General features: G+C 63.4%; 15 protein-coding genes. 4 read left to right on the plus strand and 11 right to left on the minus strand.

Annotation, left to right across the window (positions count from 1 at the left end; translation table 11 throughout):
* Window positions 1–148: 148 nt before the first annotated feature.
* The 11 genes from ilvD to ilvY form a co-directional block, all read right to left on the minus strand.
* A complete protein-coding gene (ilvD, locus tag GMST_RS17110) occupies window positions 149–1,810 on the minus strand; it encodes a dihydroxy-acid dehydratase (protein WP_183355915.1) in 1,662 nt (553 codons plus the stop codon).
* Between the two features lie 378 nt (window positions 1,811–2,188).
* Window positions 2,189–2,881, minus strand: coding sequence for a tRNA (adenosine(37)-N6)-threonylcarbamoyltransferase complex dimerization subunit type 1 TsaB (gene tsaB / locus GMST_RS17115; protein WP_183355916.1), 693 nt, complete (start codon window positions 2,879–2,881; stop codon window positions 2,189–2,191).
* 24 nt (window positions 2,882–2,905) lie between these two features.
* The gene (gene rseP / locus GMST_RS17120) at window positions 2,906–3,970 is read right to left on the minus strand and encodes an RIP metalloprotease RseP (RefSeq protein WP_183355917.1); all 1,065 of its coding nucleotides are present in this window, start codon (window positions 3,968–3,970) and stop codon (window positions 2,906–2,908) included.
* A 119-nt stretch (window positions 3,971–4,089) separates the two neighbouring features.
* On the minus strand, window positions 4,090–5,250 hold the full coding sequence (locus GMST_RS17125) for a 1-deoxy-D-xylulose-5-phosphate reductoisomerase (protein ID WP_183355918.1): 1,161 nt from the start codon (window positions 5,248–5,250) through the stop codon (window positions 4,090–4,092).
* Between the two features lie 221 nt (window positions 5,251–5,471).
* Entirely contained in the window at window positions 5,472–6,263 is a 792-nt protein-coding gene (locus tag GMST_RS17130; protein WP_183356039.1) for a phosphatidate cytidylyltransferase, read from the minus strand.
* 42 nt (window positions 6,264–6,305) lie between these two features.
* The gene (gene uppS / locus GMST_RS17135; protein WP_183355919.1) at window positions 6,306–7,052 is read right to left on the minus strand and encodes an undecaprenyl pyrophosphate synthase; all 747 of its coding nucleotides are present in this window, start codon (window positions 7,050–7,052) and stop codon (window positions 6,306–6,308) included.
* Window positions 7,053–7,164: 112 nt separating this feature from the next.
* A complete protein-coding gene (gene frr, locus GMST_RS17140) occupies window positions 7,165–7,722 on the minus strand; it encodes a ribosome recycling factor (RefSeq protein ID WP_183355920.1) in 558 nt (185 codons plus the stop codon).
* A 2-nt stretch (window positions 7,723–7,724) separates the two neighbouring features.
* Entirely contained in the window at window positions 7,725–8,444 is a 720-nt protein-coding gene (gene pyrH, locus GMST_RS17145) for a UMP kinase (protein ID WP_183355921.1), read from the minus strand.
* A gap of 192 nt (window positions 8,445–8,636) precedes the next feature.
* Entirely contained in the window at window positions 8,637–9,287 is a 651-nt protein-coding gene (gene tsf, locus GMST_RS17150) for a translation elongation factor Ts (protein WP_183355922.1), read from the minus strand.
* Between the two features lie 97 nt (window positions 9,288–9,384).
* Window positions 9,385–10,152: a 30S ribosomal protein S2 gene (gene rpsB, locus GMST_RS17155; protein ID WP_183355923.1), complete on the minus strand. Its 768-nt coding sequence runs from the start codon at window positions 10,150–10,152 to the stop codon at window positions 9,385–9,387.
* Between the two features lie 149 nt (window positions 10,153–10,301).
* Window positions 10,302–11,204, minus strand: a complete 903-nt coding sequence (ilvY, locus tag GMST_RS17160) for an HTH-type transcriptional activator IlvY (RefSeq protein ID WP_183355924.1) — start codon at window positions 11,202–11,204, stop codon at window positions 10,302–10,304.
* A gap of 205 nt (window positions 11,205–11,409) precedes the next feature.
* On the opposite strand from ilvY, the gene ilvC reads away from it, so the two are divergent.
* The 4 genes from ilvC to GMST_RS17180 all read left to right on the plus strand — a co-directional run bounded on the left by ilvC (window position 11,410) and on the right by GMST_RS17180 (window position 17,965).
* Window positions 11,410–12,882 (plus strand): ketol-acid reductoisomerase, encoded by a 1,473-nt coding sequence (ilvC, locus tag GMST_RS17165; RefSeq protein ID WP_183355925.1) that lies wholly within the window; start codon window positions 11,410–11,412, stop codon window positions 12,880–12,882.
* Between the two features lie 547 nt (window positions 12,883–13,429).
* Window positions 13,430–15,775 carry a multicopper oxidase domain-containing protein gene (locus tag GMST_RS22475; RefSeq protein ID WP_183355926.1) on the plus strand — a complete coding sequence of 782 codons (2,346 nt, stop codon included), beginning with the start codon at window positions 13,430–13,432 and terminating at the stop codon, window positions 15,773–15,775.
* A gap of 377 nt (window positions 15,776–16,152) precedes the next feature.
* On the plus strand, window positions 16,153–16,866 hold the full coding sequence (locus GMST_RS17175; protein WP_183355927.1) for a response regulator transcription factor: 714 nt from the start codon (window positions 16,153–16,155) through the stop codon (window positions 16,864–16,866).
* A 7-nt stretch (window positions 16,867–16,873) separates the two neighbouring features.
* Entirely contained in the window at window positions 16,874–17,965 is a 1,092-nt protein-coding gene (locus GMST_RS17180) for a sensor histidine kinase (protein WP_183355928.1), read from the plus strand.
* Window positions 17,966–18,085 lie beyond the last annotated feature (120 nt).

Raw genomic sequence — 18,085 nt, forward strand, 5'->3', positions numbered from 1 at the left:
CGCGTTGTCACCCCTCGGTAAAGGGGCATCATGCTCCCCCCTCGGTAAGGGAGGAGTGCCAGTATCCGACCTTCGGTTTAAACTTGCTGCCACTTCCTTTGCTGCCACTTCCTTTGCTGAACTACGTGTGCGGGCCGGTACGTTGTTGCTACTCCGCCGTGGTTATTGCGCCGGTGTGAGCGGAGGTGACGACTTTCGCGTAGCGGGCAAGCCACCCCTTCTTGATCTTCGGTTCCGGTGCGGCCCAGCGGCTGCGGCGCTCGGCCAGCACCTCGTCGCTCACCATGAGCTTCAGCGAGCGCGCCGGGATGTCGAGCTCTATGGCATCGCCGTCCTCGACGAGGGCAATCGGCCCACCCACCGCGGCTTCGGGGGAGATATGCCCGATGCAGGGGCCGCGGGTACCGCCGGAGAAACGGCCGTCGGTGATGAGCGCCACCGAGTCGCCGAGCCCAAGCCCCATGAGAGCTGCGGTGGGGGCCAGCATCTCGCGCATGCCGGGGCCTCCCTTGGGACCTTCATAGCGGATCACCACCACGTCGCCGCTTTTCACCACGCCGCCCATCATGGCTGCCATCGCCTTCTCTTCGGAGTCGAAGCAGCGGGCGGTACCGGTGAACTTCATCATGGCGTCGGATACGCCGGACTGCTTGACGACCGCACCCTTAGGGGCGATGTTGCCGAAGAGGACGGCGATCCCCCCTTCTTTCTTCACCGGTTTATCTACCGGACGGATCACCTCCTCATCCACCCCGGCGAGCGATGCGGCGAGCTCGTGGGTGGTGAGGCCGAAGACGGTCTGGCAGTCGTGGATCTTGTCGCCCAACTGCTTCATGACACCGGCCACGCCGCCTGCGGCGTCAAGGTCCTCCATGAAGTGCTCTCCCGCCGGGTTCATCGAGGCGATCTGCGGAGTCTGCTTGGAGAGGATGTCGAAGGTTTCCAACGGCAGTTCCACCTCGGCCTCGCGGGCGATGGCCAAAAGGTGCAGCACGGTGTTGGACGAGCCGCCCAGGGCGAGGTCGACGCGGATGGCGTTCTCGAACGCCTCGCGGGTCAGGATGGAGCGCGGGGTGATGTTCTGGTGCACCATGTCGACGATGCGCTCACCCGAGGCGAAGGCGATGCGGCGCTTGAGCGCCGAGACCGCCAGCGCGGTCCCGCAGCGCGGCAGGCTCATCCCCATGGTTTCGGTGAGGATGGCCATGGTGTTGGCGGTAAAGAGCCCCTGGCAGGAGCCCATTCCCGGGCAGGCGTTCTCCTCGCAGCGCGCGAGTTCCTTGTCGTCGATGACGCCGGCCTTGTAGCGGGCCATCGCCTCGAAGGTGTCGGTAACGAAGGAGTACTTGCGCCCGGCGTCGCCGCGGCCGCTCATCATGGGGCCTGCGGTGACCACGATGCAGGGGATATCGAGGCGGGCCGCCGCCATCAGCATGCCCGGGGTGATCTTGTCGCAGTTGGTCAAGAGCACCAGGCCGTCCAGGCGGTGCGCCTCGGCGACCGACTCCACCATGTCCGCGATGAGCTCGCGGGTCGGCAGCGAGTAGTGCATCCCCTTGTGCCCCATGGAGATGCCGTCGCAGACCCCGGGGATCCCGAAGAAGAAGGAGTAGCCGCCACCGGTGTGGACCCCTTTCTCGATGAAGCGCTCCAGGTCGCGCATCCCGACGTGGCCGGGGATGAGATCGGTGAAGCTGGTGGCGATGCCGATGAACGGTTTGCCCATCTCGCTCTGCGGCAGGCCGGTTCCTTTGAGAAGTGCGCGGTGCGGGGTGCGCTCAAGTCCTTGGGTGATAGTATCGCTGCGCATAAAGTTCCTCTTAGGCCGGTTCTTTGGTGTTTGAAATCGGTAAACCGGCAGTTGGTCTGGCTGAAAAAACGCTGTATTTCAGGGTGGTTAAATTAGCATGAAGGGACAACATAATACATTAACCCTGAGGTGTCAACAGGCGAGTAAAACGGCGTTAAGGCGCTAAGGGGAGTAATAGGATAAATTTGGGTGGATTTCTCGGCGGGACACGGGTGGCTCTGTCTCCCCCCTCCCTTGACGGGAGGGGGACGGGGGTGGGTGAAGCTGCCATCTCGGATGATGTGGCACCCTCCCCCTCACCCTGGCCCTCTCCCGCAGGGGGAGAGGGGAACGCCGGCCTAAGGCATACGTAAAAGAGGGACTTCCGGCCGGCAGGTCTTACGCTGCGTCCCTGCGGCGCTTGGCGATTTCCGCCTCGGAGGCGCGCAGGTAGCGGGGGTTGAGCAGGGGGAGCGGGATGAAGTTTCCGGCCTGTGCGGCGTTCAAGGCCAGGGCGGCGCCGGCTGCGGCGCGCGGCAGATGGCAGTGCCAGGCGGGGAAGATGGCGAGCTCGCCGAGGGTGCGCTCGATAAGTTCACGGTAGCGCAGGGCGCCCTCCCCCAGGAAAACGGTGGGGGCGTCGATCGTGGAGAGAAAATCCTGGGGCGGCAGGACCACGTCTTCCCTAAGCGGCTGGGCGAGATCGGTCACCCGGTAGAGGCCGGCGTAGACTTCCTGTTTCCTCGCATCGAACAGAGGTGCCACCTGGTAGGCGCAGTGCGGCAGGTTCATGGCGAGCATGGCGAGCGAGGAGAAACCGAGGGTCGGCTTGCCGGTTGCCAGCGCAAGCCCCTTCACCATGGCGATCCCGACCCGGACGCCGGTGAAGGAGCCGGGGCCAAGCGACGTGGCCAAGGCGTCCAGGCCGTCGGGGGCAAGTCCGGCGGCGGCCAGGAGTTTGTCGACAGCTTCGGGGAGGCGGCCGGAACTGCTGCGGTCCTCGCCCAGGATGCTCTCGCCGAGCAGGATCGAGCCGTTACTTAACGCCACCGAGGAACAGTTGCTGGAGGTATCTATGGTGAGGATCTTCACGGGAAACCTTTTGCCAGGGGCGCTCTACGCCTTACTCATGATCATCCGGGCGATGTCGTTGTAGAAGGCCAGGGTCATCAGGCTGATCAGGAGTACCAGACCCACCTGCTGCGCCACCTCGCGGGCCTTCTTGCTGACCGGCCGGCCGATGATCAGTTCGATAACGAAAAACGCCAGGTGGCCGCCGTCCAGGACCGGAACCGGCAAGAGGTTCAACACGCCGAGGTTGATGGACAAGAGCGCCACGAAGGCGAGGAAGTTGATGCCGCCTGCTGCCGCCTGCTGCCCCGCCATCTTGACGATCATGATCGGTCCGCCGATGGTGTCGAGCGGAATGGCGCGTTCCACCAGCCGGACCAGCGAGAGCACCGTCAGCTTGATCACGTTCCAGCACTGGGCGCTCCCCTTCTGGATCGCCTCGAGGGGCGGGAAGTGGTCGATGACCGTCTCGCCTGCCGAAACCACGCCGACGATCGGTTGAGTCACCGTCTCGCCCAGGAGGTTCTTGGAGGTCCGGCTCTCCGGCACCATGGTGAACTTCCGGGCTTCCTGACCGCGCTTCACCTGGAGTTCCAGCGGCGCAAGCTTACCCTCGGCGATGATCTTGGCGAATTCGTCCCAGCGGTTGACCGCCTTGCCGTTCACCGCGGTGATCAGGTCGCCGGCCATCAGACCGGCCTTGGCGGCAGGCTTGCCCGGCACCACTTCGCCCACCTTGGTGGTGACCGCAGGGACCCCCATCAGGTAGATGACGATGAAGATAAGGAGCGCGAAGAGCAGGTTGAACACCGGCCCCGCCGCGACTATGGCGATTCTCTGCAGGGGGGACTTCTCGGCGAAGGAGTGCTGGAGCTGCTCTTCGGTGACCTCGGCGTCCTCCCCCTCCCCCACCATCTTCACGTACCCCCCCAGCGGGAGCGCGGAGAGCAGGTACTCGGTCTCACCGATCTGCTTGCCGATGATCTTGGGGCCGAACCCCAGGGAAAACTTCTCCACCCCCACGCCGCAACTTTTGGCGAGCAGGAAGTGCCCCAGTTCGTGAATGAAGATCAGTACCCCCAGGGCGATGATTGCAAAGATGATACTCATAAGGTTTCCCTCTCAGTTGAGGCGGAGTCTTAGATGCGCCAGGTTGGGAAAAGCGTTATGAAGTGGCTCTCGTTACCTGCTACTGTGCACTATCTACAGGACCAATTCAATCCTTTTAGCTACACCTGGGGCACGCCCAGCACCTCGCGGGCGGCTCTGCGACCCCACAGGTCGGCCTCGAGGACCTCCTCGATGGAGTTGAGCGCGTGCGGGGTGTGCAGGTTCATCACCTTCTCGATCGACTCGGCAATGGCCATAAAGCCGATCCGGCCGGAGAGGAAGGCGTCGACGGCGATCTCGTTGGCCGCGTTCATCACCGCCGGCATGCTCTCGCCGGACTCGACCGCCTGGTAGGCGAGCTTGAGCGCCGGGAAGCGGTCCAGGTCCGGGTTGAAGAAGGTGAGGCCGGAAAGCGTGGTGAGGTCGAGCGGCTTTACGCCGGAGGGGACGCGCGCCGGGTAGGTGAGCGCGTAGGCGATGGGCCCCTTCATATCGGGGACCCCGAGCTGCGCCATCACGCTGCCGTCCACGTACTCGACCATCGAGTGGATGATGCTCTGCGGGTGCACGTTGACGTCGATGCGGGAGACCGGGATATCGAAGAGCCAGCGGGCCTCGATGACCTCGAGCCCCTTGTTCATCATGGTGGCCGAGTCGACGGTGATCTTGCGCCCCATACTCCAGTTCGGGTGGTTCAGGGCATCGGTCACCGTGGCGTTGGCCAGGCGGTCGCGGGACCAGTTGAGAAACGGCCCGCCCGACGCGGTCAGGATCACCCGGGAGATGTCCTGGTCGCGGTGCCCCACCATGGACTGGAACACGGCGCAGTGCTCGCTGTCCACCGGGTAGAGCTTCACACCCTTCTCGCGCACCATGTTCATCACCAGGTGGCCCGCGGTGACCAGGGTTTCCTTGTTGGCGAGGGCCACGTCCTTGCCTGCCATGATGGCGGCCGCGGTCGGCACGAGGCCGGCGGCGCCCACGATGGCGGCGACCACCATGGTGGTCTCGGCGGCGGTGGCTGCGGCGATCATGCCTGCCACGCCGTGCAGGATCTCCGGTTTCTTGCCGGTGAGCATCTTTTTGAGGGTGCGCGCCTTGTGCTCGTCGAGCACGGAGACCACCTCGGGGGAGTACTTCTCGATCTGCTCCTTGAGGAGCTCCATGTTGGAGCCGGCGGTGAGCGCAACCACCTTGAACATGTCGGGCTGAGCGGAAACGACGTCGAGCGTGCTGACGCCAATGGAGCCGGTGGAACCGAGAATGGTGAGTTTTTTCATAGTACCCTCTTTCGACGTTCAAACCGGTGCACCCGAGCGGGGAGCCGGTCAATGCAAGTGTGCGCTACATCTTTAACGACTTCCCCTCCCCCCTGGCGGGGGAGGGTCGGGGTGAGGGGGAAGGTGCTAACTGTGAGTCAGCAGACTACAGCTGCCGGCCTCCCCCACCCCCCTGCCCCCTCCCGCAAGGGGCGGGGGAGCTTAAGCGACGACCACTTCGCCTAGCGCAGCAGGAAATAGGCGTAGTAAAAGGCGGCCGGGCCGGCGAAGAGGATACTGTCCAGCCGGTCCAGGATCCCGCCGTGCCCCGGGAAGATGACGCCGGAATCCTTCACGCCGCAGCTTCTCTTGATGAGCGATTCGAAGAGATCGCCCAACTGCCCCAGGACTCCCAGGACCAGCGCGGTCGCCACGCAGTCAAACGGGGTGAGCTCGGGGAAGAAGATCGCTTTCGCGACGAACGCGCCGGCCACGCTCCCCGCGAGTCCACCGAGCGATCCCTCCACGCTCTTCTTGGGGCTCACCGCCGGGTAGAGCTTGGTCTTTCCGAAGGCGCTCCCCACGTAGTAGGCGGCGGAATCGCCGGTCATCACGATCACCATGATCAAAAAGAGCCAGGGGATGCCGTGCGGCAGCATGCGGATCATGATGAGGTGGGAGAGCAAAAAAGGCACGTAGAGGAAACCCATGAGGACCAGGGCGCTGTCGGCCGCGGCCTGCGGGATCTCCTTCAGCCTGAAAAGGGCGATGAGCGCAAAACCCAAGACCAGCGCGGTGAAGGTCATGAGCGGGACGATGGGGTTGCCGGAGAAGACCGTGAAGACCGCGCAGGCTCCTGCCACGGCGGCGATGCGCCCCTCGCCCCTGCGGGTGGGGAGCGTCATCCGGTAGAACTCGTCGAGGCCGGCGAGCGCAATCAGGAAGATCAGCAGGGAAAACTGGAACGCCGTGGCCTTGAGGGTGAACAGGATGACCAGCGGCAAGAGTATGGCGGCGGTGATTAATCGTTGGATAGCGCACTCCTTGACGTGCGGGGGGTCCCGACGCAAACGGGTTTAATCGACGTCTTCCTTGCGCAGCTGGTCGCTGGTCTTTCCGAAACGGCGCTCGCGGGCCTGGTAGGCGCGGAAGGCGCGGGCCAGTTCGTCGCGGTTGAAATCGGGCCAGTTCACCTCGGTGAAGTAGAGTTCGGCGTAGGCGAGCTGCCAGAGGAGGAAGTTGCTGATGCGCATCTCACCGCTGCTTCTGATCAAAAGGTCGGGATCCGGGATCCCGGCGGTGAAGAGCCGGCCGGAGAAGATCTGCTCGTCGATCGCCTCCGGGTCCAGGTGGCCGGCCGCGGCGTCGAGAGCCAGGCGCCGGGCGGCGGAGACGATCTCCTGGCGGCCGCCGTAGGAGAGCGCCAGGGTGAGCAGCATCCCGGTGTTCCCCGAGGTCTTCTCGATGGCGGCCTCGATCTCGCGGTTGATGTCCTCGGGGAGGTCGACGCGGTTGCCGATCACGTTGAAGCGGATGTTGTTCTGCATCATCCGGGCGATCTCGGCGCGGATGTACTGCTTCAAAAGCGCCATGAGCGCCTTCACCTCGGCCTTGGGGCGCAGCCAGTTCTCCGCCGAAAAGGCGAACAGGGTCAGGTAACGGATGCCCAGCCGGGAGCACTCCTCGACGATCACCCGGACCGTTTCCACACCCTTTTGGTGTCCCACGATCCGGCGCAGCATGCGGCTTTTGGCCCAGCGCCCGTTGCCGTCCATGATGACGGCCAGGTGCACCGGGAGGTTCTCCGGCTTTAACGTGTCCATACCCACCCTAAAAACAAAAAATCCCCAACGCTGGGGGTTCAGGCAAAAAGTGGTGCTGAGGCAACCGGTTAAACGGGCGGGGGAGCCAGCTGGCACCCCGCCCGCTTTTCGGTTAGATCTCCATGACCTCTTTTTCCTTGTGCTGCTGCACCTCGTCCACCTTGGCCACGTGGGCGTTGGTGGAATCCTGGACGTCCTTCTCGGCGCGCTTCAGCTCGTCCTCGGAGATGGACTTGTCCTTCTCGAGTTTCTTCAGCCTGTCGATGGCGTCGCGGCGGATGTTCCTGAGAGCGACCTTGGCGTCCTCGGCGTCGCGCTTCATCTGCTTCACGATGTCCTTGCGGCGCTCCTCGGTGAGCGGCGGGAGGGAGAGGCGGATCACCTTGCCGTCGTTGGCCGGGGTGAGCCCGAGGTTCGAGTTGAGGATCGCCTTCTCGATGACCTGGATCATCTTGGGCTCCCAGGGCTGGATGGTGATGGTGCGCGGCTCCGGGACCGAGAGGGTGGCGACCTGGCTTATGGGCGACGGGGTGCCGTAGAAGTCGACGCGCACGTCGTCCAAAAGGCTCGAGTTGGCGCGGCCGGTGCGCACCCGCTGGTATTCCTTCCTGAGAGCGTCGATGGTCTTGTCCATGTGGACATTCATGTCGGCGATAACGTCCTTGATCATGCTTAAGCTCCTTTTACGAGGGTACCGATCGGCTCTCCGCAGACGACGCGGCAGACGTTGCCGTCGGTCGTCACGTCGAAGACGATGATCGGAAGGCTGTTGTCCATGCAAAGCGAGATGGCGGTCGCGTCCATGACCTGGAGCCCCTTTTTCAGGACATCGATGTAGTCGAGGGTCTGGTACTTGGTGGCGCTGGAGTCCTTGGCCGGGTCGGCGGAGTAGACGCCGTCCACCTTGGTCCCTTTGAGGATCACGTCGGCACCGATCTCCATGGCCCTGAGGCTCGCGGCGGTGTCGGTGGTGAAGTAGGGGTTGCCGGTGCCGGCACCGAAGATGACCACCCTCCCCTTCTCCAGGTGCCGGATGGCGCGCCTGCGGATGTAGGGCTCGGCCACTTCGGCCATGCCGAGAGCGGACTGCACCCGGGTGTCCACGCCGACCTTCTCGAGGGCGTCCTGCATGGCGAGCGAGTTGATCATGGTGGCGAGCATCCCCATGTAGTCGGCGCTGGCGCGGTCCATCCCCTTGGAGGAGGCGGCCAGCCCGCGGAAGATGTTGCCGCCGCCGATGACCAGCGAGAGCTGCACGCCGAGTTCGACGACCCGCTTTACTTCGCGAGCGATGGTAGTGATGGTTTTCGGGTCGATGCCGTACCCCTGGTCGCCCCCCAGCGCTTCGCCGGAGAGTTTCAGGAGCACTCGTTTGTAATAAGGCTCTGCCATGGTGTCACCTAAGGGATGATGCGGTTGAGAGACGGTTCTATGTGCTACGTGCTACGTTACTACCGGCGGCGCGGGTGCCTGCCGGTTTTAACGTAGAACCTAGAACCTAGAACGTAGAACGTAGAACCTGGATCGTATTCTGGGGGCAAAAAAAAGAGCCGCCCATTTTCATGGCCGGCTCCGTGGGTTGCGTTACACGCCGGCCGCCGCGGCGACCTCTGCCGCGAAGTCGCTTTCCTTCTTGGCCAAGCCCTCGCCGAGCACGAAGCGGGCGAAGCGCCGGATGCTCATGTTCTCGCCGATGTTGGAGATGGTCTCGTTGAGCAGGGTCTGGACGGTCTTGTCCGGGTCCTTCACGTAGTTCTGCTCCATGAGGCAGATGTCGGCGTAGAACTTGTTGATCTGCCCCTCGATGATCTTCTCGACGATGGCGTCCGGCTTGCCGCTTTCTTTCGCCTTGGCGCGGTAGATGTCCTTCTCGCGCTCGAGGAGCTCGGCCGGAACTTCTTCACGACGCACGAACTGCGGAGCTGCAGCGGCGATGTGCATGCCGATGTCCTTCACGAAGGCCTGGAAGTTTTCGTTCTTGGCCACGAAGTCGGTCTCGCAGTTCACTTCCACCAGCACGCCGATCTTGCCGCCGGCGTGGATGTAGGAGCCGACCAGACCTTCGGTAGCCGCACGGCCGGCCTTCTTGGAGGCGGCGGCGAGCCCTTTCTTGCGCAGGTAGTCGATCGCCTTCTCGTGATCGCCGGCGGTCTCGGTGAGGGCCTTCTTGCAGTCCATGAGGCCGGCGCCGGTTACTTTCCTCAGTTCGTTTACCATTGCAGCGGTGATGCTCATCAGTATCCTCCGTCCGAAACTCCCCCCGCCCGCAGACGGGGGTGTTCGAAGTCTAGTGTGTTAGCTGTAGCAAAGGGTCCCGATACGGGTTGAGTTCTTAGGCCTCGCCGGCCGTCTCTTCCACGACGTCCTCGGCCGCTGCGGTGAACTCTTCCTCGGCGCCGGTCTGCAGGCGCGCCTGACGGGCCTGAACGCCATCCAGCACCGCGTCGGCCATCTTGCCGGTCAAGAGGCGGATGGCGCGGATCGCGTCGTCGTTGCCCGGGATGACATAGTTGATGTCGTCAGGATCGCAGTTGGTGTCGACGATGGCGACGACCGGGATCCCCAGTTTCTTCGCTTCGCTGACGGCGATCTCTTCGTTTTTCGGGTCAACCACGAACAAGACGCCCGGCAGTTTGCCCATCCCCTTGATGCCGCCCAGGGTTTTCTCAAGCTTCTCGCGCTCTTTGCCGAGCTTGAGCTGCTCTTTTTTGGTGTAGGCTTCGATGGTGCCGTCGGCGGTCATGGCGTCCAGACGCTTGAGGCGGTCGATGCTCTGCTTTACGGTAGCGAAGTTGGTCAGCATGCCGCCCAGCCAGCGCTCGTTGACGTAGTACTGCCCGCAACGCTGCGCCTCTTCGGCCACGGAATCCTGAGCCTGCTTTTTGGTGCCGACGAACAGGACGGTCTCACCGGCCTGGGCGGAATCGGCCACGAAGCTGTAGGCGCCTTTGAACAGACGCACGGTCTTCTGCAGGTCGATGATGTAGATACCGTTACGTGCGCCGAAGATGTACGGCTTCATTTTCGGGTTCCATCTCTTGGTCTGGTGACCGAAATGGACACCCGCTTCCAGCAGTTCTTTCATGGTGATGTTCGACATTTCTTTCTCCTTTGGTTTTCCCTCCGCCACCCAGACTGCCGGAACCCGCAACAGGCAGGCACCGCCGGCTAGAAACAGATGGCGTGCGAATTTTTAAACAGCGAACTTATATAGCACACGAGAACGAGGTTGGCAAGGGCATTTTGGCGCTACCCCGGGAGGGCCGGCGTCTTGGAGCGCTCCTCGGCGAGCCGCCAGAAGGCCTGCACGCTCGGGCGCTGCAGGGTGCGCTTGCTGGTGCACAGGCCAACGACGTACGGCTCGAGGACCGGCGCATCGGCAAGGATCGCCACCTCGTCCCGAAAGGGGCTTTTCTCCAGCACGAGCTCAGGGACGATCCCCACACCGCACCCCAGGCGCACCATGGCGATGATCGCCTCGTTACCGGAGACCTCGGAGGTGATGTTGGGGGTGATGCGCTGTTCCTTGAGCCAGAGATCCAGGCGGCGCCGGGAGAGGCCGGTCTGCGGCAGCACCAGGGGAGCGCGCGCCAGGTCGAGATGCCCGTCGACGAGCCAGTCCGAGGGGGCGAGCTGGCGCTTGAGCGCTATGAAGACCAGCGGGATGGTGACGATGGGGAGAAACTCGATGCGCGAGCGCTGCCGGTCGGGGAGCGCCGCCACCGCGAGGTCTATTTCGCCGCTTTGCACCTGGGACACGGCCTGCTCGGCAGCCCCGGTGCGAAGCTCCAGCTGCACCTCGGGGAACTTCTCCCGGTAGGACTCCAAAAGCTGCGGCAAAAGGCTGTAGACCGCGGTGATCGAGGCGTAGATGGAAAGCGTGCCGGCGACCGACTGCTCGCTTTTGCTCGAGGCGCGGAAGGTCTGCCACTCCTGGAGCGCGAGGCGGGCATAGGAGCGGAAGCGCTCGCCTGCCGCCGAGAGGGTGACGGTGCGGTTGTCGCGCAGGAAAAGGGGCTGTTCCACCTCCTCTTCCAGGCGCTGGATGGTGCGGGTGAGCGCCGAGGGGCTCAGGTTACAGGCCTGGCTCGCCCGGCCGAAGTGGCGCAGTTCGGCCACGGTGAGAAAGATCTCCATTTCGCGGATGTCCATCGTACTCCCGGTTTTTCAGGTAATCTAGGGCATCTCGTTCCCGCGCTCGGCGTGGGAGCGATAAAGCGGCACAGCAGGCACCTATTGCGCCGCACGCAACACAATATGCACAATAATTCAATTTACGCAACGAACAAATTAGTATACATTCGCGAACACTTCACCTTACCGGTAAACCATCACCACATATAAAGAGGAGAGAGCAATGGGTCAGAACTATTTCAACACGCTGCCGCTGCGCCGCCAGCTGCAGGAGCTGGGTACCTGCCGTTTCATGGATGCCTCCGAGTTCGCGAACGGTTGCGACTACGTGAAGGGTAAGAAGATCGTCATCGTGGGGTGCGGCGCGCAGGGCCTGAACCAGGGGCTCAACATGCGCGACTCCGGCCTGGACATCTCCTACACCCTGCGCGACGAGGCGATCGCCCAGAAGCGCCAGTCCTACCAGAACGTCGTGAACAACGGCTTCAAGGTGGGGACCTACGCTGAAATGCTCCCCACTGCCGATATCGTCATGAACCTCACCCCGGACAAGCAGCACAGCGCCGTGGTGGCGAGCGTCATCCCCTTCATGAAGGAAGGCGCCGTGTTCAGCTACGCCCACGGCTTCAACATCGTCGAGGAAGGGACCCAGATCCGCAAGGACCTCACCGTCGTCATGGTGGCCCCGAAGTGCCCGGGGACCGAGGTGCGCGAGGAGTACAAGCGCGGTTTCGGCGTGCCGACCCTCATCGCCGTGCACGGGGAGAACGACCCCAAAGGTGACGGCCTCGAAATCGCCAAGGCTCTGGCCTCCGCCCAGGGCGGCGACCGCGCCGGCGTCCTCGAGTCCTCCTTCATCGCCGAGGTGAAAAGCGACCTGATGGGCGAGCAGACCATCCTCTGCGGCATGCTGCAGGCGGGTGCACTTTTGTGCTTCGACAAGATGACCCAGAACGGCATCGCCGCACCCTACGCCGTGAAGCTGATCCAGTACGGTTGGGAGACCATCACCGAGGCGCTGAAACACGGCGGGATCACCAACATGATGGACCGTCTCTCGAACCCCGCCAAGCTCGTTGCCTACAAGCTGGCCGAGGAGCTGAAGGAGATCATGCGCCCCCTGTTCTGGAAGCACATGGACGACATCATGAGCGGCGAGTTCTCCCGCACCATGATGGAGGACTGGGCGAACAACGACGTGAAGCTCTTGACCTGGCGCGAGGAGACCGGCAAGACCACCTTCGAAAAGACCGAGGCCGCCGGCGAGATCTCCGAGCAGGAGTACTTCGACAAGGCGATCCTCATGGTCGCCATGGTGAAGGCCGGCGTCGAGCTCGCCTTCGAGACCATGGTGGAAAGCGGCATCGAGCCGGAGAGCGCCTACTACGAGTCGCTGCACGAGACCCCGCTCATCGCCAACACCATCGCCCGCAAGAAACTCTACGAGATGAACCGCGTCATCTCCGACACCGCCGAGTACGGCTGCTACCTCTTCGCCCACGCCTGCGTGCCGCTTTTGAAGGACTTCATGGCCAAGGTCGGCACCGACGTGATCGGCAAGGGTCTCGAGCTTGCCGACAACAGCGTGGACAACACCCTCTTGGTGGCGGTGAACGCCGACATCCGCAGCCACCTGGTCGAGGAAGTGGGCCAGGAACTGCGCGCCGCCATGAAAGGGATGAAGCGCATCGTCTAGCGCCTGAACAGGCACCGCGGTCCTCAGACCAAACTGCCTGTAGGGCGTGAGGTCTCAGAAAACCTTGCCCCACTGTCAAGATTCTCAGCGGTGGCAGCCACACCCCCATAACCAGCACGGCAAAGGGCCGGGTCATTTGACTCGGCCCTTTTTTTTTGCTTGTAACAGTATTGCCAGTTGTTCTCGAAGTTGTAAAATTCTGTAAATCAGAGTCTTGCCTGGTTGACACAGCCGCGAGGCACTAACAGTAAGTCTCGGCGCTGTGTCAGCATAGGCCGCAACGGCAGATTGGATCATTCCAACCAGCCCAGACACAAACTGACATCTATTTGAATGACACGGAGTAGCAAGCCATGACGGCACAATCTCCCGCAAGGAGTGAACAGATAGGCAACACCGACAGCAGAGGCACCTAGCTAAACCTCTACACGCCGTGCTGCCCGCCCCTTACGGGTGCACCAGCCGGAACGCCCGTAGCCGCCGCCATCGGGCACCAGATAGTCGGCATTCGGGTGTGGAAGCTGCTCCTCTCACGAGGAGAACCACCATGACAACACTAAGGTATCAACTGGCACTCGCGCTGGCCCTGCTGCTGATCGAGGTATCGACAGCCCGGGCGAGTGTCCTGGTCCCGCAGACCGCAGTCCCGGGAGCCTGCATCCCACAGTTCGCCGTTTCGATGCCGGTCTTCGGCCCGGGCGGGAGCCAACCCAGGGTCAACACGAAACAGCACTCCCTGATCACCATCGAGATGAAGGAAGCGAAGCAGCAGGTACTCCCCACCAATCCTGCCGCCTATCCCGCGACCTACTTCGATACCATCAACCAGGCGGAGGCCCCCTGCCCCGCCGTGAACATCCAGGAGACCCAGGTCTGGGCCTACGAGACCACCGACACCCTGACCGGAAAGCTGCTGGGACCGGCAAGCTGGCCGGCCGTCACCCTGGACGCGACACGCTCCAATCCGACCGTGGTCCAGTACGTGAACAATCTCCCCCCCTTCAACTATTCGAACCAAAGCGGCACAAGTTTCGTGGACGGCCTGGTCCAGGGACTGGTGAGCATCGACCAGACCAACCTGTGGGCCGACCCGCTGGCCATGGCCTGCCACTCCCGGATCCCCCCGGTTAACTGCGTGCAGACTCCCGACGACGCCTGCTGCCGCCCCTTCGTGGGTCCGGCGCCGACCGTTCCCCACCTGCACGGTGCCGAGGTGCCGCCGGGATTTGACGGCGGGCCGACCGCCTGGTTCACCCCCGACGGCCGGAAGGGACCCCAGTACAAGACCTTGGGGCGCCCCGGCCCCGGCAAGGCTGTCTACCTTTACAACAACAGCCAGGAGCCCGGCACCCTCTGGTTCCACGACCACAACCTGGGCGCCACCCGCGGCGGCGTCTACAGCAGCCTGGCCGGTTTCTACCTGTTGCGCGACTCCGCCAAGGAACCCAAACGGCTCCCCAGCGACGCCTACGAGATCGAGATGGTGCTGCAGGACCGCCAGTTCGACACCAACAGCCAGATCTTCTTCCCGGACGGCAGCGGCACCGACGTTGCGACCAGCAACCTGAACGGGCCGCCCACCAACCCGGACATCCACCCCTTCTGGAGCCCCGAGTTCATCGGCGACGTCTCGATCGTCAACGGAGCCCCCTGGCCGGTTCTCAAGGTGGAACCGCGCCGCTACCGCTTCCGCCTGTTGAACGGCGCCAACGCCCGGGTCTACCGGCTCACCTTCGGCGCCCCGACCTACCAGATCGTGTCCGACGCGGCCTACCTCGACAAGCCGGTAGCGGTCGGCCAGGTCTTCATCGCCCCGGGCGAGCGCGCCGACATCATCGTCGATTTCAGCAAGCTTGCCGGCAAGTCCATCACCGTCGCCAACGACGCGCCGGTCCCCTTCCCGGACGGCCTCTACCCGGTGCCGCATATCGACCCCAACGGGGCGGTGATACCTGCCGACCAGCCCCAGATGGCCAGCATCATGAAGTTCCAGGTGGCCAGGAGCTGCGCGACCAAGGACCAAACCTGCGATCCAGCGCTTGGCCAGTGCCAGCGCCCCACGCCGGTCCTCAAGCTTACCGACGGCAACGGCAACATCGCCCGCGGCGTCAAGGTCGACAAGGTGCGCCAGCTCATCCTGAAGGAGCACGGCGGTGCCGGAGGCCCCATCGAGGTCCTGCTCAACAACACGAGCTTCGACGGGATGATCCTGAACCAGATGTCGCCCAACCTCCCGGCAGACGGCATCAGCGAGGCGCCACGGGTGGGCTCCATCGAGATGTGGGAGATCATCAACCTGACCGGTGACGCGCACCCGATCCACACCCACCTGGTGCAGTTCGAGATCCTGAACCGCGAATCCTTCGACGTGGACGGCACCATGGGGTCCGGCATCGCGGGAGGCTACATCGGCTACGACGACGGGGTCACCCCGCGGATACCAGGTGCCTGGCCGAAAGCGTACACGCCGCTTTTGAGCTCGCCGCTTTGCTTCAACATCGACCCGAACCCTGCGGATGACCCCTTCAACCCCTGCCCGGGGTTCGGACCGCCGCTTCCCTACAACAACAACGGCCGGACCACGACGCTCGCCGGGAACAAGGTGCAGGTAGTCGGCGGCAACCCGGACGTCGCGCCGTACCTTTTGCATGACGCCCAGGCGCCCTTGCCCCAGGAGGCTGGCCTCAAGGACACCGCGAAGGCCAACCCCGGTGAGGTGATGCGCATCCTGATGCGTTTTGCGCCGACCGGCGTGCCGCTCACCCCGAACAAGTCGCTGGCCGGGGTGAACCTGTACCCCTTCGATCCCACCCAGGGGCAGTACGTCTGGCACTGCCACATCCTGGACCACGAGGACAACGATATGATGCGTCCCTACAAGGTCGTCAAGTAGGGACACTCCGCAGCAGGAAAGTTACAGTCGGGGGAGGCGGCGGGCGCTGCCTCCCCCTTTTTTTGCCCGGATATTCCGAGGAAAGCGCAGAGTCCCTTTCCACAAAGCACTGCGGCAGGCTTCACGTTCCCCACTTTGCCAAAGGGGGGAGCGTGAGAGCCCTTTACAGGCTAAAGATCGCACTTCCTTGTAATTTCCAGATGAAACTCGCTCCCCTCTCTTCACGTCTTGACGATCGGTCCGCAAAAGAAGTACAAATGACGACGGCCGGACGCGCAAAACCGGAGAGCGGTCCCGGTTCCTCCGTGATTCTCCCGGCGCACCACGGTTTTTGTTCAACCTCAACCGTAACCTCAACCTGTCTTTTGGGAGCCTGCATGTCCTCACCCGCCGAGCAACAGGGCACGGTGCTGATCGTAGAAGACGACCGCAATACCGCGGCGCTGGTGGCAGCCTACCTGGGCAAGGAGGGGTTCGCGACCGTGCAGGTGCACGACGGCGCCGAGGCGGTGGCCGCCGCCCGGGACGCCCACCCGGTTTTCGTGGTCCTCGACGTTATGCTCCCCAACCTGGACGGCTGGGAGATCTGCCGGCAACTGCGCGAGAGCTCCGACGTCCCGATCCTCATGCTCACCGCGCGCGAGGAGGAAGGGGACCGGGTCTCGGGGCTTGCCATGGGTGCCGACGACTACGTGGTTAAGCCCTTCAGTCCTCGCGAGTTGGTGGAGCGGGTCAAGGCGATCCTGCGCCGCAGCCAGCGCCCCGCCCCCCGCCCGGTGCAGGTCCTGAGCTGGAACGGCCTAACCCTCGACCCCGAGAAACGCAAGGTCGCCCGCGACGGGCATCCGGTCACCCTCACCTCCTCCGAGTTCAAGATCCTCCAGGCCCTTTTGACCGCGCCGGGGCGCGCCTTCTCGCGCGAGGAACTCCTGCAGCACTGCTACCCCGGCGGCGAAGTCGTCATCGACCGGGTCATCGACGTACATGTGGGGAAGCTGCGCCAAAAGATCGAAGACGACCCGGCCGCCCCCCGCTACATCCAGACCGTGCGCGGCCACGGCTATCGGCTAAGCGATGAAAACGACCGATAAGGATCCCATGAAGACCACGCAAGGGAAACAGCTGCGCCAGCGCCTGCTCTGGAAGCTGCTCTTCTGTCACATCATCCCCCTGGTAGCCATCGCCGTAGTGGTGGTTTGGCTCAAGATCGACCGGCTGGCCGCCGACTACTTCCGCGACCTGGTCGTAGTCCACAAGGTATCCCCCCTCGAGGCCCACCGCGCCTTTCTGGACGGGATCCACCACTACCTGGTCTGGGGGACCGTGATCGCCCTATGCCTTTCGGCGCTTTTAAGCTATGCCCTGATCACCTGGACCTTGAGGCCGCTTTTGCAGATGTCGGCGCTCACCCGCCAGGTGGCCGACGGAAACTACTCGGAGCGCGTCCAGGTGGCCTCGCGCTACGAGGCGGGCCAACTCGCCAATGCGTTCAACACCATGGCCGACAAGCTCGAGGGGATCGAGCAGCTCAGAAAGAACATGGTGGCCGACATCTCTCACGAGCTGCGCACCCCGCTTACCAACCTGCGCGGCTACCTCGAGGCCTTAAGCGACGCGGTGATCCCCCCCACCCCTGACACTTTCCGGATGCTGGAGCAGGAGGTGCTGCGCCTGGTGCACCTGGTCGAGGACCTGCAGCAGCTCGCCAAGGCCGACGCCGCCCGCTCTTTCCTCGACTGCCGGGAGATCTCCTTAAACCAGCTGCTCGGGCAGATCATGGACCTGTACCGCCCCAACTTCCAGGAGAAGGAGATCGAGGTAACCTGGGACCTCGACGCGGGGAGCGACCGGGTCTCGGCGGATCCCGAGAAGCTTTTGCAGGCGATCCGCAACCTGGCCGACAACGCCTGGAAGTACACCCCGGCACGCGGCCAGGTGACCATCAGCACCCGGCAGGCCGAGGGGAGCATCAGGACCGTCTTCAGCAACACCGGTGCCGGCATCGCCGAGAAGGATCTCCCCTTTCTTTTCGAACGCTTTTTCCGGGCCGACCGCTCCCGCTCCCGCGACGCGGGGGGAGCCGGCATCGGCCTCTCCATCGTCAAGGAACTCATCGAAGCCCACGGCGGCCAGGTGGGGGCCGAAAGCGACGGCCAGGAAACCCGCATCTGGTTCAGCCTCCCCCTCTAGCCCCTATCCCCACCCCATCTTTACCAAAACTTTACACGCACGCCGTCTCCTTCTGCGCTATCATTCCCCCGTATCGCTACCATGGGCTCATTGAGACCGTACCTTTGTCGTTTAAATGTG

Origin of the sequence: Geomonas silvestris, assembly GCF_014193515.1 — a bacterium.
Taxonomy (GTDB): Bacteria; Desulfobacterota; Desulfuromonadia; order Geobacterales; family Geobacteraceae; genus Geomonas; species Geomonas silvestris.

Coding starts and splice junctions, on each gene's coding strand:
- ilvD (WP_183355915.1), bottom strand. CDS start 1,810: ATGCGCAGCGATACTATCACCCAAGGACTTGAGCGCACCCCGCACCGC.
- rseP (WP_183355917.1), bottom strand. CDS start 3,970: ATGAGTATCATCTTTGCAATCATCGCCCTGGGGGTACTGATCTTCATT.
- GMST_RS17125 (WP_183355918.1), bottom strand. CDS start 5,250: ATGAAAAAACTCACCATTCTCGGTTCCACCGGCTCCATTGGCGTCAGC.
- uppS (WP_183355919.1), bottom strand. CDS start 7,052: ATGGACACGTTAAAGCCGGAGAACCTCCCGGTGCACCTGGCCGTCATC.
- frr (WP_183355920.1), bottom strand. CDS start 7,722: ATGATCAAGGACGTTATCGCCGACATGAATGTCCACATGGACAAGACC.
- pyrH (WP_183355921.1), bottom strand. CDS start 8,444: ATGGCAGAGCCTTATTACAAACGAGTGCTCCTGAAACTCTCCGGCGAA.
- tsf (WP_183355922.1), bottom strand. CDS start 9,287: ATGAGCATCACCGCTGCAATGGTAAACGAACTGAGGAAAGTAACCGGC.
- rpsB (WP_183355923.1), bottom strand. CDS start 10,152: ATGTCGAACATCACCATGAAAGAACTGCTGGAAGCGGGTGTCCATTTC.
- ilvY (WP_183355924.1), bottom strand. CDS start 11,204: ATGGACATCCGCGAAATGGAGATCTTTCTCACCGTGGCCGAACTGCGC.
- ilvC (WP_183355925.1), top strand. CDS start 11,410: ATGGGTCAGAACTATTTCAACACGCTGCCGCTGCGCCGCCAGCTGCAG.
- GMST_RS22475 (WP_183355926.1), top strand. CDS start 13,430: ATGACAACACTAAGGTATCAACTGGCACTCGCGCTGGCCCTGCTGCTG.
- GMST_RS17175 (WP_183355927.1), top strand. CDS start 16,153: ATGTCCTCACCCGCCGAGCAACAGGGCACGGTGCTGATCGTAGAAGAC.
- GMST_RS17180 (WP_183355928.1), top strand. CDS start 16,874: ATGAAGACCACGCAAGGGAAACAGCTGCGCCAGCGCCTGCTCTGGAAG.